Raw genomic sequence first — 15,332 nt, 5'->3', positions numbered from 1 at the left:
CGTCACGCTGATATGCACAAACTTCCAGCATCCCACGAAATAGTCATAACAGGTATTTAGACTGTATCCCGCATCAATCGTAACAGGGCCCTGTGTCCCATTCCCCATCTGATAATCGCAGATACCATGACATTCCTGCGAACGTCCTTCGACACAATATTGCCCGGGAGCACCTTTATCCTCCTGCCACGCATAATTAAACTGTAATCCATATCCACTAGGACAGGACATGGAATACGAGCCGTCACCACTGACTGTGCATGTCTGACCCCCCGGGCAGAGACAGCTAAAATACGGTCCATTCGTGCACCAATCTGATGGAGATTGAATGATCGTGGCAGCAAGATTCTTTCCGGCATTCTTCGTATTTCCATAGAAAGCGACAGACACAAAGAGGAGCAGCATTCCTGCAATCATAAAGCCGTTATGCCTGGAAGAGAGCACTGTCATGCAGAACACAATCGTACCCGATAGCACCGGAAAAACCGAAATTTTTTCCTACGCGCGCCGGCGTCTCATCCACGCATAACCCGCTGCAGCGCCCGCAGCCATGATGGCGATCGTTGCGGGACCGGATGCTGTTGTCTCGGGAGGTTGTCCGTTTTGCCCCGGAATGTAGTCGACTGTTCCTGTTGTATCCGTGGGAATACCGCCAGCCACGGGGCTGAACGGCAATTCGATAATGGTCGCAGGCAGCACGTTAGGATCATTGCTGAAGCGGCAGAGGGCAGTACAGGTGGAACCGATGAGTCCGTTCTGTGATCCCTGATCACAGAGTTCGAGCGGTGTATCCACCACACCATCGCCACAGCGACCGAATGTACAGTCCGGACGACAGAAAGCATTCGGATTTGCGGTGTTCCTCAGGCCATCGTCACACTGTTCACCGGGATCAAACCGGCCATTGCCACAGTTGGCGCGGGTGACAAAGAGCGGGACAGATGACACTGATGAAGATGATGAGACGGATGATGAACGGGAGGATTGGGCGTTGAAGTCTGGCGTGAAGGCGGGTTTTGTCGGATCGTTCGGAATGCAGCGGACACAGGGCATCGTAGAATCGGGCACGCAGACTGCATCCTGCGCACCGCAGAAATCAGAGCCACCCAGGCTGCATTCGTTTCCGGCACAGGCATCCGCAAGGAGAATGGATGCAGAGGACGAACGTTGTGATGATTTGCCGTAGATGTATTTGCAGGAAGATGAACAGGCAAGCGGGGCATCCGCGGAGACAAGAGACGGCTCGCAGTCTTCGCCGAAGCGCGACTCAATAAAGCCGTTGCCGCAGGAGCCGGAAGTCCGTTTGCAGGATGTGTCACAGAAGCTGTTTTTGCCTCCGTTCAGGTTGCCGTCATCACATTCCTCCATACCTTCGCGACGCCCGTTACCGCATTGTGCGGTGCGGCGGGAGGATGTCTGAGAGACAAGGCGGCAGGTCGTACTATCACAATCAGAAGAGGGATCAGTCAGGTTCGGCTCACAGGTTTCACCGCGGAGCGACTGGATGATGCCATCACCACAATATCCGCCTTCAATATAACAACTGCCGTTACAGCCGTCATCATTGCGCGTATTACCATCATCGCACTCTTCGCTGCATTCACGTTCGCCGTTGCCACAGATATTCAGACATCTATCAAAGGAAGAGGCAGAAGACGCAATGGAAGAGGAGACTGATGAATCAGAGGAAGAAGATGAAGACAAACCGGAACAGGCAATACAGGGCAGGTCGTTCAAGACCGTACAGACCGGCAGACCAATGGACTGACAGAAGCGTGTGCCACCAAGGGCGTCGCCACAGGCAGCGGGATCACAGAGAGGAGGCTGCGAAGAAGAGGCATCTGCAGACGAAGACGATACTGCTGCACACGCGCTGCAATCAGGATTGGAACACACCTCTGCCGGACCACCACAATATGCACCGATGCAGCAGTAGCCAAGGCCGGACGAATCCGATGAATCAGATGCCCCCGAAGAATGGGAGGATTGGGAAGTTGCGGAAGAGCGTGATGATGTCCGGGAGCTGCCGGAGGACTGCGATGAACCCGATGAGCGGGAACTACCGGAGGACTGGCTGCTACCCGATGTTGCAGAGGACTGTGACGTGGAAGACCGTGAGGCAGAAGACGGGACGGGGCAAATCTGTATACAGGAAGAGAGATTTCCCGGGCAGCTGGGGCAGGCAGGGCTCCCCTGACAACAGAAGGGAGACCCCAGTAGACAGGTCACTCCTGTCAGGTCACACATGGAAAAACTGGAACCGGAGGATTGTGAGCTGCCGGAGGACCGGCTACTGCCCGATGACTGTGATGAACGGGAACTGCCGGATGATTGTGAAGAGCCGGACGACCTGCTGCTACCCGACGACTGCGATGAACCCGATGAGCGGGAGCTGCCGGATGTTGCACTGGAGCGGGAAGACCCCGATGTCCGGCTGCCACCTGATGATTGTGAGCCTCCGCTCGACGGACAGGCAGCGGGTTCATTTAAAATCTGCTGGACCGTACAGGGTGTGCATGTTGAACCATCGGGATAGCGGCTGACCGTAATCACATTGGTACAGGACCGCGTACATGGATCGTTCGGACCGGCATTAGGGCAGGACACACAGATTGTTCTGGTCGTACAGTCATTACAACTGCGCCCTGCCGCCGTACACTGCACAGAGGACGTGGAACTGTTCCGACTGGAGCTGTTTCCGGTAGAACTGCGCGTCGAAGAACGTGACGACTGGCTACTCCCTCTGGATGATGTGCTGGAGCGGGAGGACCCACTGGACCGGGAAGATGTACTGGACCGGGAGGATCCGGACGAATTGGCGGATGAGGAACTGCCAGCGCAGGGACAGACGGGCACCTGTTTCGAACCGGTTCCCTGGCCGTTACACGCATCATTAAAATTCAGAGTCGCATAATTCTGTCCGGGATCTGCGGTGAGAATCATGGTTTTACTGCCACCTCCATCACAACAGCCGGGGCCGGACCAGGTGTTTGTATACTCCACTTTATTGCAGCTATCAGGAAAATTACAGCTGGTCGTGTCATTGTTGGTACAAGCGCCGGCCGTTGCAAGCATCGCTGTGTTGCGGTTGAGGGAAAGATCCAACGTGGAAGCAATAACCTTCTGATTGTATGAACCCGGCCCTCCAAAACAGCGGCAATCGGTACGCTGTCTGGTCACACAGGCAATGGCACCGTTTGTTGTCAGACAGACATTTTCCTCCTCCTCACAGTTGGTCCCGGTCGGCATAGGACCACAGGGGGTGGCATCTGCCTTGTTCGGGTTTGTACATTGTCCGGAAATACAGAGATCATCGGTACAGGCATTGCCATCACTGCATTGCGAGTTGGTGGTACAGCCGGTAAAGACGCTGGAACAATTGAGTCCGGTGGGCTGGAACTTTCCACCGGCATCATACGGAGCAAGAATTGCACATCCGTTTGCATATCCCATACGAATCGGCACTGGCTGCCCCTGGGGAATAGTCATCTGACTTCCATCGCTGCACAAAGACTTTGGACAAATGGCAAAGCCGCAATACCCTCCGGGGATATTTCCAAAATAATCAGTCGTAGCACCTGCGCCGCCGCCGCAATAATACATTGGCCTTCCTCCATCTCCGGACCCTACGTAACTATAACTTCCCTTATTAGTCTGGCAAAAATTATACAATGCAGCTTCCCCACTGGTTGGAGTAGAAGGAGGATCCTGCGTCCACCAGACAGGTGTATAGGAAATCTGGGCATCACTGGCGGTACAACTGCTGTTATCTTTCCATGGGCCATATACACCCGGGGATGTTTGCTCTCGACACACAACCGCCTGACACACGGCAAAAATTTTATCTCTGTTATTGCTGCCCTTCGCTTCCACGGTTGCTCCATTTCCACTGATGCCGTCATGACATCCTTCCGACAGATAGAACTGGTATCCCAGACCGGTACACAATGTCTCGAATGCTTTGAAATCGACTGATCCACATTTGCTGCCAATACAAAGTGCACCGCCTGCACAATCCGTATTCGTTGCACAAGAGCCACCGATTCCTACCTGGGCCGTGATTGTATTCTTCTGCTGCACAACGATGCGCTGCAACACTGTCAGTCCCACTGCCAGAAAAAACAGGAGGGAGAGAACGCCGTATTCTTTGAGCAGCGATCGGAAGCGGTTCACTGTGGGAGTGTACCATTATCTCCTGCGTCTCATCCACGCATATCCCGCTGCAGCACCGGCAGCCATAATGGCAACAGTCGCAGGGCCGGACGCTGTTGTACTGGGTGGCATCTGTGAACCGGGTATAAAGACACTGTCCGACCCCCCGATACCGGTTGTGGTTCCATTTTGATTGGAGCCTGATACAGGCATGAACGGCAATTCAATAAGTGTTGCAGGAAGAACGCCGGGGGCAGAATGATCCAGGCGGCAGAACGCGCTGCACTCAGAGACAAGAAGGCCGTTCCGTGAACCGTCGTCACATGTTTCCAATGGCGCATCAATCACCGTATCGCCACAGCGGCTAAACGTACAATCCGGACGACAGAAGGCGTTCGGGAGTAATGAATTTTCTCTGCCCTCATCGCACTGTTCACCCGCTCCCAACTCTCCGTTACCACAGCCGGCCATTGCTACGAAGAGCGGCGTTGAGGCAGCGGATGATGAGACGAGCGACGAACGCGAGGAAGCAGACGATCGGGCAATTCCTCCATCTGCACCGGGGGTGAAAGACAGTATACAGACTCCATCACGGCAGACGGCGCCATCTGTACAGTCGGCATCAGTGAAACAGGCACCACCCACACATTGCAGACACGGCAATTCACTGATGGCTTCGCACCTCATACTTCCACAGAAATCAGATCCGCCCAGACTGCATTCATTCCCTGCACATTGCGGACTATCCGGGATCAGCGCGGGAGCGGATGACGCATTCACAAAGTAGTCATACCTGCAGGATGACGAACAGGAAAGCGGCGCGTCGGATGACACGAGTGACGGTTCACAGTCTTCACCGCGGCCCGATTCCACAATACCGTTCCCGCAGTAACCGGATGTGCGCTTGCAGGATGTATTGCAGAAACTGTTAAAGCCGCCATTCAGATTACCGTCATCACATTCCTCCATTCCCTCACGCCTGCTGTTGCCACAAACGGGAGGCTGCGGCGCGATTGTAATCAGACGACAGGTGTCGCCGTTGCAATCAGTCGATGGGTCTGTGAGATTCGGCTCGCAGTTTTCACCGCGGAGCGACTGGATGATTCCATCTCCGCAGAATCCGCCTTCGACGTAACAACTGCCGTTACAGCCGTCATCATTGCGTGTATTGCCATCATCGCATTCTTCATTGCATTCGCGGCCACCGTTGCCGCAGATGCTCAGACATGCATTGAACGATGAACTGGCACTGCTGGCAGATCCATTTCCATCAGACGATGCACCATTTCCATTCGACGATGAACTGCCTGACGACGGATAATCGGAGCATGCAATACAGGGCAGATCGTCGATGACCGTACAGACAGGCAGTCCGATCACTTCCTGACAGAAGCGTGTCCCACCAAGCGTCTCACCACAGGAAAGCGGATTACAGACAGGAGGGGTATCGGATGATGTGGATCCCGTAGATCCTTCAGATCCTGCAGAAGACTGATTGCTGCAACGCGTCGTTGTTATACATTCCGGTGTGCAGGGCGTTGTGCCACGGCACCACGTATCTCCGTCTTCATTGGCACAGGAAGGCGTTTCGCCGGCAGGACAGGTAAAGCCGGACGGGATAGTGCAGTTCGATGGAAGATATGGAGGAACATTGGTGCAGGCTGATGCCGCACTCCCGCCCGATGCCCTGCTTCCTCCGGAAGAGGATGATGCAGCGGGGGCACATGCATTGCAGCTTGGATGTGTGCAACCCATCACAGGACCGCCACAGAAGAGTCCGATGCAGCAGAAGCCCGGCCCCTGCGATGATGTATTTCCTCCACTGCCGTTTGAACCATTTGATCCACCGGAGCCATTGGAACCGTTTGAGGTATTGCCGTTCGATGTGCCTGACCCATTACTTCCGTTTGAACCTCCCGAACCATTGCTGCCGCTGGAGCCATTGCTTCCTCCTGATGCGTTTGAGGTATTGCCGTTCGATGTGCCTGACCCATTACTTCCGTTTGAACCTCCCGAACCATTGCTGCCATTTGAACCGCCGGAGGCATTGCTTCCGCCGGATGCATTGGACCCGTTACTGGCAGCAGACCCTCCGGATGATGTAGGACAGGTTTGTATACACCCGTTCGGACCACAATTCGGACAGGTCGGGGTGTTGCCGCAACAAAAAGGCGTCCCCTGCACGCACCTGTAGGACACGCCCGGTTGGAAACAGGTATTGGACGCATTGCTCCCGTTTGATCCGGCTGAATTGTTTCCTCCTGACGCCCCGCTTCCGTTTGATCCGGCTGAACCCGTGGATCCGCTTGCTGCTGCACAAGCCGCCGCCTGGTCCTGCGCTTCCTGCGAGGTGCAGGGCGTGCAGGATGCTCTGTCGGGGAATTCGTATGGCGTCGGCGTTCCGTCACGATGTGTGTATCCGCAGATTGCTCCTCCCTGTCCTCCGAATCTACTGCTGCCACATGTGCCCGGTGCAAAGTTCGGACAGTTATTCCACGCACCCATCGGCCAGCATTCTGCATTGTTACAAATACAGACCTGTGTCTGCACACAATCCGCACACCGACGCCCCGGATCGGGACATGCGGGTGTCGACGACACGCGGGATGAACGCGATGACTGCGCGGCAGACGACGCACTCACCGGACACATCGGCGGTTCATTCAGCATCTGCTCGATCGTACAGGGTGTGCAGCTGGTTCCATCGGGGTATTGCAGCTGGAACGAACCAGGCCCGCAGGTTGCGGTACAGACAATAGATCCGCCCGGTGCAGTGCGGCAATTCGGGAGACAGCCGGTACTGCGGCAGGAAGCGCATCCTCTTCCCTGTTGTATACAGGTGACAGACGACCCCTGCGATGTCCCTCTGGATGAAGCGCGGCTGCTTTGGGTTGAGGAGTTTCCTGTTGATGACGCGCGGCTGCTTTGCGATGCATTGGCCGTAGAAGATTGTGCCTGTGCAGATGACCCTGCTGGCGCACTGGACGCCCCCTGGGATGCCTGAGACCCGCCAGGGGTTGATGATGTCTGCGGGGCAGCGGATGATGCGGCAGGATTCGATGTGGGTGCAGAATTGGCAGCGGATGATCCGGGTGGATTCGGGGAGGATGTCGGTGGATTTGCCGAGGACATTGCCGGGAAGGACGCAGGGGGATTTGCGGATGATCCTGGCGGAATAAATATGGCACTGCTCGATGAATTTCCGGGCGTACTTGTTGCCTGGCTGGATCCCAAAGGAGTGGATGCCGTCGAAGATGCACCCGGCGCTGTCATACAGGCACAGGCTTGCGCGCCCGGTACTCCTGTTCCCACACACGTCTGGCCCGGGTCACACTGTCCGCCGCATAAACCATTTACCTCTCCGCACAATTCACAACAGCAATCCGGCCGCCCATTACACGCACCATAACCCGCAGGACATCCATTCACCATCGGCCACGCACAGGCTGCCTGGCCCAGAAGTGGCGGTGCAGAATTTTCTTTTGTTTGCCATACAGAAAGAACAGTCAACACTACGACAACAGAGACGCCGGTTAGGACCCACAGGCGAGACACGCCCGGAGTATAGCGAAATCCGGCAAAGAAAATGCCACAGAAAATAGAGTGTCGTTGACACTCTATTTCAGATACATTCTTTTCTTATACCTCTATCTCCTCTTCTTTCTCCGGCGTATACACCGTGCATCCTGTTTTGAATGTTCTGATGCGCGCAGCGAATGCGTCCATCGCCTCAGCTTCACCGTGCACGAGAATGACATTCTTCAGGCCATCAATATTGCGGACATACGCATCCAGCTCATCCATACCGGCATGTCCGGAGTAGGCGTCGATGTATTGGATCTCCGCTTTTTTGCGATACATCTGGTCAAAGATTTTCACTTCGAACACAGTCGGATCCACAATGCGCGCACCGAGCGTGTCTTTGGCCATAAAGCCGACTGCCAGCACCGTATTTTTAGGATCTTCAATCTCGTTTTTCAGATGATGACGGATACGTCCTGCCTCACACATACCCGAACCCGCCATGATGATATACGGACCCGGACGGCCGTTGAGTGCCTTGCTCTCTTCCGCATCTTCCGTGTAACGCACCAGTGAGAACTGGAACGGATTGTGGGCGCGTGCGAGGAACTGATCGAACATCAGCTGGTCGTAGCACTCAGGGTGCTTCATAAAGACATCCGTGACTTTTGATGCCAGCGGGGAGTCGATGATGATGGGAATCGGCGGCATTTCGTTCGCGTCGTGCAGCAGGTGGAGGTCGTAGACAAGCTGCTGCGTGCGTTCGAGAGAAAATGCGGGGATGATCAGTTTTCCGCCGCGCGCTGCTGTTTTGGCAACAATCTCTTTCAGGCGGTCTTTTGCGGTTGCAAGGTCTTCGTGATTGCGGTTTCCGTAGGTCGACTCACAAATGAGCAGTTCAACCGGCGGCATCTCAGCCGGATCACGGATAATAGGAAGCGTGTTTCTGCCGATATCTCCGGAGAATGCAATGTGGCGAGTCTGTCCGTTCTCTTCCACGTCGATGAGCACCATTGCGGCACCCAGCACGTGTCCGGCATCAATAAATTTGACCTTCACCCCCGGCACCACCTGGAACCACTGATTATAGTTCTGGCCTTTAAACACCTCCATACAATCCATCGCATCCTGCTGGGTGTAGAGCGGACCATCGCACTGCATCATGGATTGTGCCAGGTGCTTGCAGTGGAATTCTTCATCTTTCTCCTGAATGTAGCCGCCGTCCGCGAGCATCACTTCGGACAGATCTCTCGTGGCATAGGTGCAATACACAGGCTTCCGGAACCCTTTCTTCCACAAAAGCGGAATACGCCCGACGTGATCCATGTGTGCATGGCTCAGGACCAGGGCGTCAATATCTGCTGCAGGATTGAATGCAAAGGTGGCATTTTTCACCGATGATTCTTCGCGCTTTCCCTGAAACAGTCCGCAGTCGAGAAGGATTCTGTATCCGTTTACCTGCAGTTCATGACAAGTGCCTGTGACTTCGCGCGCAGCGCCGTGTGTGATGATCTTCATGGGCGCATGATACAGATATGAGTGGATTGGGAAACTACAAAATATATGTCATACTCTTCCCCTTCCTTTCACATGAAATCCATCTCTCAAATCAGCACCGACACCAGCCCCGAAGCTATTGCCAGTATGGAAAGGCGCATATGTGACATCTTTCAAAGAACACAAAAGAATGCCGATGATGCACGTGACCCGACAGATACAGATACAGAACTATTCCAACTACGCACAGAAAATGAATCCGCTTTTCTGAGAGCAGTTCTACAAATGAAAAAACACCCTGCGCAGGAAATGGTGCGGCAAATGATTGTTCGCAGCATCTGCGCAAAAGTGCGTGGCATACTGGATGGCAACGGTGAAGTCTGAGTTCTTATTCCAGCCCTACTGATTGCAACAATGCCCCTTTCTCCGCAGTGGTCAGCTGCCGCAGTTTCCCGGGTTTCAGATGCGGATCGGTGAGCGTCATAATGCGGATGCGTGTGAGTTGCGTCACGGTTGATCCCACTTTCTGACACATGCGGCGGATCTGGCGGTTGCGGCCTTCCGTGAGCGTAATGCGGAAACTGTCGGGTGCGAGCCGTGTGATGAGCGCAGGTTTTGTTTTCGATCCATCAATCATGACACCATCACGGATTTTCTGGAGTGCACCGTCTTTGATCGGTTCATACAGAACGATTTCATATTCTTTCTCATGATCAAACTTCGGATGCGTGAGGCGGTAGGCGAGCACGCCGTCATTGGTGAGCAGCAGCAATCCCCCGCTGTCTTTATCGAGTCTGCCAACCGGCACAATCAACCCCTTCAGGTTCTCGGGAAGCAGATCTTTCACGGTCTGCTGATCTTCTTTTGTGGCGTTCGTCGTCTCAATACCGACGGGTTTATTGATCACGTAATACAGCATCTCCGCACGCTCACTCATCACTTTGCCGTCCACTTCAATCGTATCCACTTCCGGGTCCGCCTTCTGTCCCAGTGTCGCCACCTTGCCGTTCACCTTCACCAGCCCCGCGGTGATGTATTCCTCAGACTTGCGCCGGGATGCGATGCCTCTAGCCGATAGTATTTTTTGCAATCGTTCCAACATACTCAAAGTATAACCCATTTTCTTGAACCAAACCGCTATTCAAGACCCCTATAACCAATTACCAATCACCAATAACCCACTTCAAGCCTCCCCATAACCCATAACCCATAACCCATAACCCGTCATGCTTTCGCCGTCACCCCCTCTTTCACCCGCACCTTTGTCCATTCGTAAATGATTTTTGCGACTTCCGCACGGTTGATCGCATCGTTCGGACGGAAGAGTCCGGTCTCAATCCCCTTGCTGTCTTTGTCACCGGACACCACGCCTCTCGTGTACGCATAGGCGATATCGGCCTCGAGTTTGTGCCCCTGTGTATCGCGGAAGTTCGAGTAAAGCGGCGGAACATTTTCCCCGAAGACATCATTCAAAACAGCAACCACTTCCGCACGCGATGCCTTGCGGTCGATGGATAGTTTCGGGTCCTGCAGAATACGCAGCTTCATCTGTTCGCCGCACGTCACAAATTCCTGCGCCCAGTGTCCGATTGCCTGACTGTGTGTCGGGGGAACCAGTCCGCAGGTAGCAGTATCAATTTGCGCAGCCTTGAAAGACATTTTCAAAAGTTCCGCAACGGTGACAGGGTTTGCCGGACCGAACTGTCCGAGCGGCCGACCCTCTGCATCGCGGTAGCCGGATACCACGCCCCATCCGCTGACAGTGGCAACGTAGGGACTGAACCAATCCCCTTCCGCAACGTCATTGAATGTGCCACCAGAGAGATTGTCGAGCGTACTCAGGAGATCACTGAAATCAGCGGCGTGCGTGGTCTGCCAGACTGCCAGCTCCGCTCTCATGGAATCCAGCTGATCAAAAAATCCGCGGACTCCTGTCACAGTCGCAAAAGCAAAGAGGATGCCAGCCAGAGAGAGTGCAATGCGTCGCATCGGTGGTGTCTATAGTACTCGACATTCTTCTATACTCAAGATGTGGAATGGTTATGGGTTATTGGTTATGGGTTATGGGGAAATAATCGAGAAAATCAAAAAAGAAATCCCAATCCCTCATTACTCATAACCCATACACCCATAACCAAATCATCACGAAAGCGGCACACTATACGTAAACGTACTCCCCTTTCCCGGAACCGACGCTACGGTGATATCCCCTTTCTGTAATCTCATAAAATTGCGCGCAATGTAGAGACCAAGTCCCGTGCTCGATGCAGAGTCTGTGTTCTTGCCGGTCATTCCTGTGCGGTCGAACAATTTACCGAGGATGTCTGGGGTCATACCTTCACCGGTATCGGACACGTCGATGTATCCGAAGTGTTCATCTTTACGGAGCGTGAGCGTGATGCCGCCGACCTTCGTGTGTTTGATGGCGTTACTGATGGAGTTCGTGACGGCTTCGGCCATCTTCTCTTTGTCTGCCAGAACGGTGATACTTTTATCATCTTTGAGCGTGAGTGAGAGACCTGCTTTTTCGAGAGCTATGCGGTAATCACGCAGGGCCCGGTCGGCGATCTCGGACAGAGGAACGGCTGCCACCGCAACGTCGATCACGCCGCGGTCGATGCGGGAAACGTTCAGAATATCGTTGATGAGATTGCCGTTCTGGATTGCGACATCTTTGAGGGATGTGAGCGGTTCTTCGAGTTCCTTGTTTACCTTTCCGTAGTCCCCGTCGAGCATAGACTCAATTGTCCAGCGCATGGCGGTCACGGGGGCGCGGAGCTGATGTGAGACGAATGATGTAATGTCCTGGAGTGTCTTGTTTTTTGCGGAGAGCGCATTGGTCAGATGTTCGTTGCGCATGCTCATGACGGCAAGTGCGATCACCATGCCAAGAGTCAGGAGCGTCAGGACGCCACCCGCAACACTGATGCGCAGCGTGACAGTATGCAGCGGCAGATACGCTTCTGCTTCAGGCTGTCCGGCCACAATCACCCACGTATGCCCTCCGACGGAAACCGGCTGGAAGGTGGCGATAGTCGGTTCGTTGGTAAGCGGATCCAGATACTGCTTTGTGGTGAGCCCCGATTTCAGGGCAGTGGTAATACCGAGAATGCCTGCATATGCATCATACAAACGATCAGTGGATTCCAGGTGCGGATGCGCGACCACTATCCCCTTCTGATCCACCACATACACATAGCCGGTCTGCCCGAGGTGAATATTTTCCAGCCACCGTGTGACCTGTTCCGTGCGGTACTCCAATACCAATGCCCCGATCACGGCACCACTGCCGCGCCGGATAGGAACGCTGATGGCAACAGCGGGGGAACGTGCTCCTTCGTACGGGACATACACACCGGAAATAAAGGGCATCCAGTTCGCGGAGAGTCCTTTGTACCACTCCATGTTCGCCTGACTTTCACCGTAGGAACCGGGAATAGCAGGGTAGTCACTCCAGAGACTGCTGCCGCTGTCTGTCACAAATGCACGCTGGATTTGCGGGTACGCAAGGACAAGCGCCTTCAGACGGATATTCATTGTAAGAGCGTCGCGCGTCTCCGCTGCATCCATTGTTCCCGGTACGGAGGCGACCGCATGTGCAAGCCGAACCATTTGGGTGATGTCATCATTGAGAAGCTGTGAGACATTGGCCGCAGCAGAAACGTTCGCAGATTCCACAAGTGTCTGCACGGACGAGGACGCTGTGCGCAGTGCATAGACACTGAGAAGCATAATGGGAAGCAGGGCAGCAAAGAACGGCAGCGCCCAGCGCAGTGCATGACTGAACGGATGAAGAGTGCCCGTTTTTGTGGGTGTGTCTGTAGACATGGTTTTATCAGGATATTATACCATTTTTTGATGATCCACGGAAGCTGCTGCTGGCTTCGCTGAATCGCATCCGATATGCTGTCACCCATGCGACATACACAGACGCATGAACGAGCGATTCTCGTGGTAGCCTTTGCGCTATCGACAGCGGTATCGGCAGTCTATGCCTCCAGCATTTTTTATGCGCCTCTCCTGGGCGATTTGACCATTCTGAGCAATAACACCGGCAGTAACCCCACTACCATCCAAACAACAACGACTGATGACAGAAACGAAAGCAGTGGAGTTAGTGGAAAAACAACAACCGTCACTGGTTCCACAGAAGAGAGCGATGACGATGACCCCGATGAAGACGATGACGGTGATAGGGACTCGGATGAAAGATGTATTCTGCGCATGAACCGGTGCAGTCCGTCCGACCCCGCCTGTCTGGAAGCGCCGATATTCATCCAAGGAAAATGCAATGACAGCCGTTGTACCGATGGCCGTGCCGTCTGTACGAAAGCCATTCAAACAACAGGTCCTTCCACTGCCGGGTCCTCAACAGTCCGCCCTGATTCTTCCGGACAGAGTCCTGTTATTGATACAACACGGAATGACAACAGTGGCCCTTCAGGAAGCCCCTCAACGGACTCAAACGGAACAAGCGGCTCCGGGCGAAATGAATCAACCCCACTTGGCTGTTACTCTGCAAACGGTACCTGGACCACAGATCGTTCCGCTTGCGCAGAAGACCAGTCCACATTTCTTCCTGTGCTCTCTACAGGTGAAAGACGTCCCACAGGGGCGCAGCCATTTATAGAGAACACCTCCTCCAGCGCTCCGCGTGATACAGGAAACACAACAGTCTCACCTGCAGATCAGGCACAGCGCACGAGCATTGAAGATGACCGCAAAGATTCCGCACTCCAGGAAGCCTTCCGCGAGATTTTCCACCCAAACGAACAGCCGCAGCCCGATGCACTGAGCGGCTTGCTGCAGACGGCGACAGACGCTCTTGAGCGCATGCAGCACCTCTTGAATAGTCCTTTGTCTGAAAGTACAAAAATAACCATTCTGCAAACACACGACTGGATCAGCGCCCTCCTGAGCGAGCTCACGACCAATCCGCAGACAGACAGTCAGATTGGGGAAAAGGCCGTAGAGTTGAAACAGCGCCTGGAAGCGACCACCCAAGCGGTTGCCACTTCCCTGAAACCACCCACTCCACGCCCCACCGGCGTCCTTGGAACGTTAGACAGGATCTTTGCCACTCTTCCGTCTGTATTTGCCTTCCTGCAGGAACAGGGCGCACCTGTCAGCCGCGATGCTGCCAATGCGTATCTCTCTGCTGCGAGTGTGTATGGCACGACAAAAACCGCCTGTCTGAAGACAGCCGGTGAATGTGCGGGCCTCGACCGCGTGATTTCTGAACTGGAGACGATGCGCGATGAAATGAAGAAAACGCTTGAGGCAACCGGCAGGACTGATCTGCAGGAACGGATTGATGAGATGCTACAGTGATTGTGCCCACTCTCTGAGCCTGAGCTCCTCTGCACGTGCATCAGCGAGGTCTGCATCGTGAAATACATGCGTTGCTCTATTGTGCTGCATAACTGCTGCTAGAGACTGTCTGACATGCAGCATCAAACGGGGATCAATGGCATACGGATCGTGCTGATGTTCTATGTGACCAGTTTCAGATGTGTTTTTCAGAATAATCATGGCGCGTCATGTGAATCAATGTATCCCTGCCAGGCACCCTGCAACGCCGGATCGATAGTCGCCAGTGCCTTCTCCACCTCTCTTCTCTGCGTCTTTAGTAAGACTTCTATTGCCTCACCGATCTCCAAAAAATCCTCAGCAGAAACATCAGGATTTTTTATAGCCTGACCATACTGGATAAGCGTTTGTTCGAGAGAATTTGCAGAGAGAACCATATGGGTGCAGTGTACCATCATTCTGTGAATATCTACTAAACATGCAAAACGCCCCATACTTTCGTATGTGACGGAGGTTTTCAACGCGATTCTGGATTGCTCTGTCCTGGCATCGGCCTACTCTGGCGGCGCAAAAGCACCACTACCATCGGCGCTGGAGGGCTTAACTGCTGAGTTCGGTAAGGGATCAGGTGTGACCCCTCCGCTCGAGACACCAGGACAGAACTATCGGAGACGTTGATGTGAATGACCGGCATAACCCGGAAACTCATCGACTGACACGCAGAGACTGTAAAGAATGATTCAGTGTCCCTGCCATGAGCATGTTCTGCCCGCTGGCTATGACACATGAACAGTACACTATTCAGTGTGTGCATCATCGGTCTTCCTTGCGGAATTCCTCAGATACAATAC

The 15,332-nt window shown here is 54.0% G+C and carries 12 protein-coding genes and 1 rRNA gene; 5 read left to right on the top strand and 8 right to left on the bottom strand.

Annotated features, from left to right (window positions below):
• Positions 1–498: 498 nt before the first annotated feature.
• Together K8942_00935 and K8942_00930 are read right to left on the bottom strand one after the other, a co-directional pair.
• On the bottom strand, positions 499–4,173 hold the full coding sequence (locus K8942_00935; GenBank protein UPA22761.1) for a hypothetical protein: 3,675 nt from the start codon (positions 4,171–4,173) through the stop codon (positions 499–501).
• Positions 4,174–4,188: 15 nt separating this feature from the next.
• Complete coding sequence (locus K8942_00930; GenBank protein UPA22760.1) at positions 4,189–5,907, bottom strand: DUF4215 domain-containing protein; 1,719 nt, start codon at positions 5,905–5,907, stop codon at positions 4,189–4,191.
• Between K8942_00930 and K8942_00925 the strand changes: the two genes are divergently transcribed.
• The 3 genes from K8942_00925 to K8942_00915 are packed head-to-tail and all read left to right on the top strand — an operon-like array spanning position 5,897 to position 7,561.
• The gene (locus tag K8942_00925; protein UPA22759.1) at positions 5,897–6,346 is read left to right on the top strand and encodes a hypothetical protein; all 450 of its coding nucleotides are present in this window, start codon (positions 5,897–5,899) and stop codon (positions 6,344–6,346) included. The two genes, K8942_00930 and K8942_00925, sit on opposite strands and share 11 nt — an antisense overlap.
• Before the next feature lie 24 nt (positions 6,347–6,370).
• Entirely contained in the window at positions 6,371–7,156 is a 786-nt protein-coding gene (locus K8942_00920) for a hypothetical protein (protein ID UPA22758.1), read from the top strand.
• A 57-nt stretch (positions 7,157–7,213) separates the two neighbouring features.
• A complete protein-coding gene (locus K8942_00915; protein UPA22757.1) occupies positions 7,214–7,561 on the top strand; it encodes a hypothetical protein in 348 nt (115 codons plus the stop codon).
• 230 nt (positions 7,562–7,791) lie between these two features.
• Here the strand turns inward: K8942_00915 and K8942_00910 are convergent, their stop codons facing one another.
• A complete protein-coding gene (locus tag K8942_00910; GenBank protein ID UPA22756.1) occupies positions 7,792–9,192 on the bottom strand; it encodes an MBL fold metallo-hydrolase in 1,401 nt (466 codons plus the stop codon).
• 72 nt (positions 9,193–9,264) lie between these two features.
• Here K8942_00910 and K8942_00905 point away from each other — a divergent pair, with 72 nt between their 5' ends.
• Entirely contained in the window at positions 9,265–9,555 is a 291-nt protein-coding gene (locus K8942_00905; GenBank protein ID UPA22755.1) for a hypothetical protein, read from the top strand.
• Positions 9,556–9,559: 4 nt separating this feature from the next.
• Here the strand turns inward: K8942_00905 and K8942_00900 are convergent, their stop codons facing one another.
• From K8942_00900 to K8942_00890, 3 genes are all read right to left on the bottom strand, one after another.
• The gene (locus tag K8942_00900; GenBank protein UPA22754.1) at positions 9,560–10,273 is read right to left on the bottom strand and encodes an rRNA pseudouridine synthase; all 714 of its coding nucleotides are present in this window, start codon (positions 10,271–10,273) and stop codon (positions 9,560–9,562) included.
• Between the two features lie 122 nt (positions 10,274–10,395).
• Positions 10,396–11,160: an S-layer homology domain-containing protein gene (locus tag K8942_00895; GenBank protein UPA22753.1), complete on the bottom strand. Its 765-nt coding sequence runs from the start codon at positions 11,158–11,160 to the stop codon at positions 10,396–10,398.
• A 153-nt stretch (positions 11,161–11,313) separates the two neighbouring features.
• Complete coding sequence (locus K8942_00890) at positions 11,314–12,999, bottom strand: sensor histidine kinase (protein ID UPA22752.1); 1,686 nt, start codon at positions 12,997–12,999, stop codon at positions 11,314–11,316.
• Between the two features lie 87 nt (positions 13,000–13,086).
• Here K8942_00890 and K8942_00885 point away from each other — a divergent pair, with 87 nt between their 5' ends.
• Positions 13,087–14,502 (top strand): hypothetical protein, encoded by a 1,416-nt coding sequence (locus tag K8942_00885; protein ID UPA22751.1) that lies wholly within the window; start codon positions 13,087–13,089, stop codon positions 14,500–14,502.
• A 197-nt stretch (positions 14,503–14,699) separates the two neighbouring features.
• Here K8942_00885 and K8942_00880 read toward each other — a convergent pair whose 3' ends face one another.
• Together K8942_00880 and rrf are read right to left on the bottom strand one after the other, a co-directional pair.
• Entirely contained in the window at positions 14,700–14,918 is a 219-nt protein-coding gene (locus K8942_00880; protein UPA22750.1) for a hypothetical protein, read from the bottom strand.
• A gap of 104 nt (positions 14,919–15,022) precedes the next feature.
• Positions 15,023–15,137, bottom strand: a 5S ribosomal RNA gene (gene rrf / locus K8942_00875).
• Positions 15,138–15,332: the final 195 nt, after the last annotated feature.

The organism is Candidatus Peribacteria bacterium (assembly GCA_023038255.1).
Classification (GTDB): Bacteria; Patescibacteriota; Gracilibacteria; order Peribacterales; family Peribacteraceae; genus CALREJ01.
This window is presented reverse-complemented; position numbering and strand designations above follow the sequence as displayed.

Bases quoted from the DNA above. Each gene is read 5' to 3' on its own strand.
- K8942_00930 (UPA22760.1), bottom strand. From the start codon at position 5,907: ATGGGTTGCACACATCCAAGCTGCAATGCATGTGCCCCCGCTGCATCA.
- K8942_00910 (UPA22756.1), bottom strand. From the start codon at position 9,192: ATGAAGATCATCACACACGGCGCTGCGCGCGAAGTCACAGGCACTTGT.
- K8942_00905 (UPA22755.1), top strand. From the start codon at position 9,265: ATGAAATCCATCTCTCAAATCAGCACCGACACCAGCCCCGAAGCTATT.
- K8942_00900 (UPA22754.1), bottom strand. From the start codon at position 10,273: ATGTTGGAACGATTGCAAAAAATACTATCGGCTAGAGGCATCGCATCC.
- K8942_00895 (UPA22753.1), bottom strand. From the start codon at position 11,160: ATGCGACGCATTGCACTCTCTCTGGCTGGCATCCTCTTTGCTTTTGCG.
- K8942_00890 (UPA22752.1), bottom strand. From the start codon at position 12,999: ATGTCTACAGACACACCCACAAAAACGGGCACTCTTCATCCGTTCAGT.
- K8942_00885 (UPA22751.1), top strand. From the start codon at position 13,087: ATGCGACATACACAGACGCATGAACGAGCGATTCTCGTGGTAGCCTTT.
- K8942_00880 (UPA22750.1), bottom strand. From the start codon at position 14,918: ATGGTTCTCTCTGCAAATTCTCTCGAACAAACGCTTATCCAGTATGGT.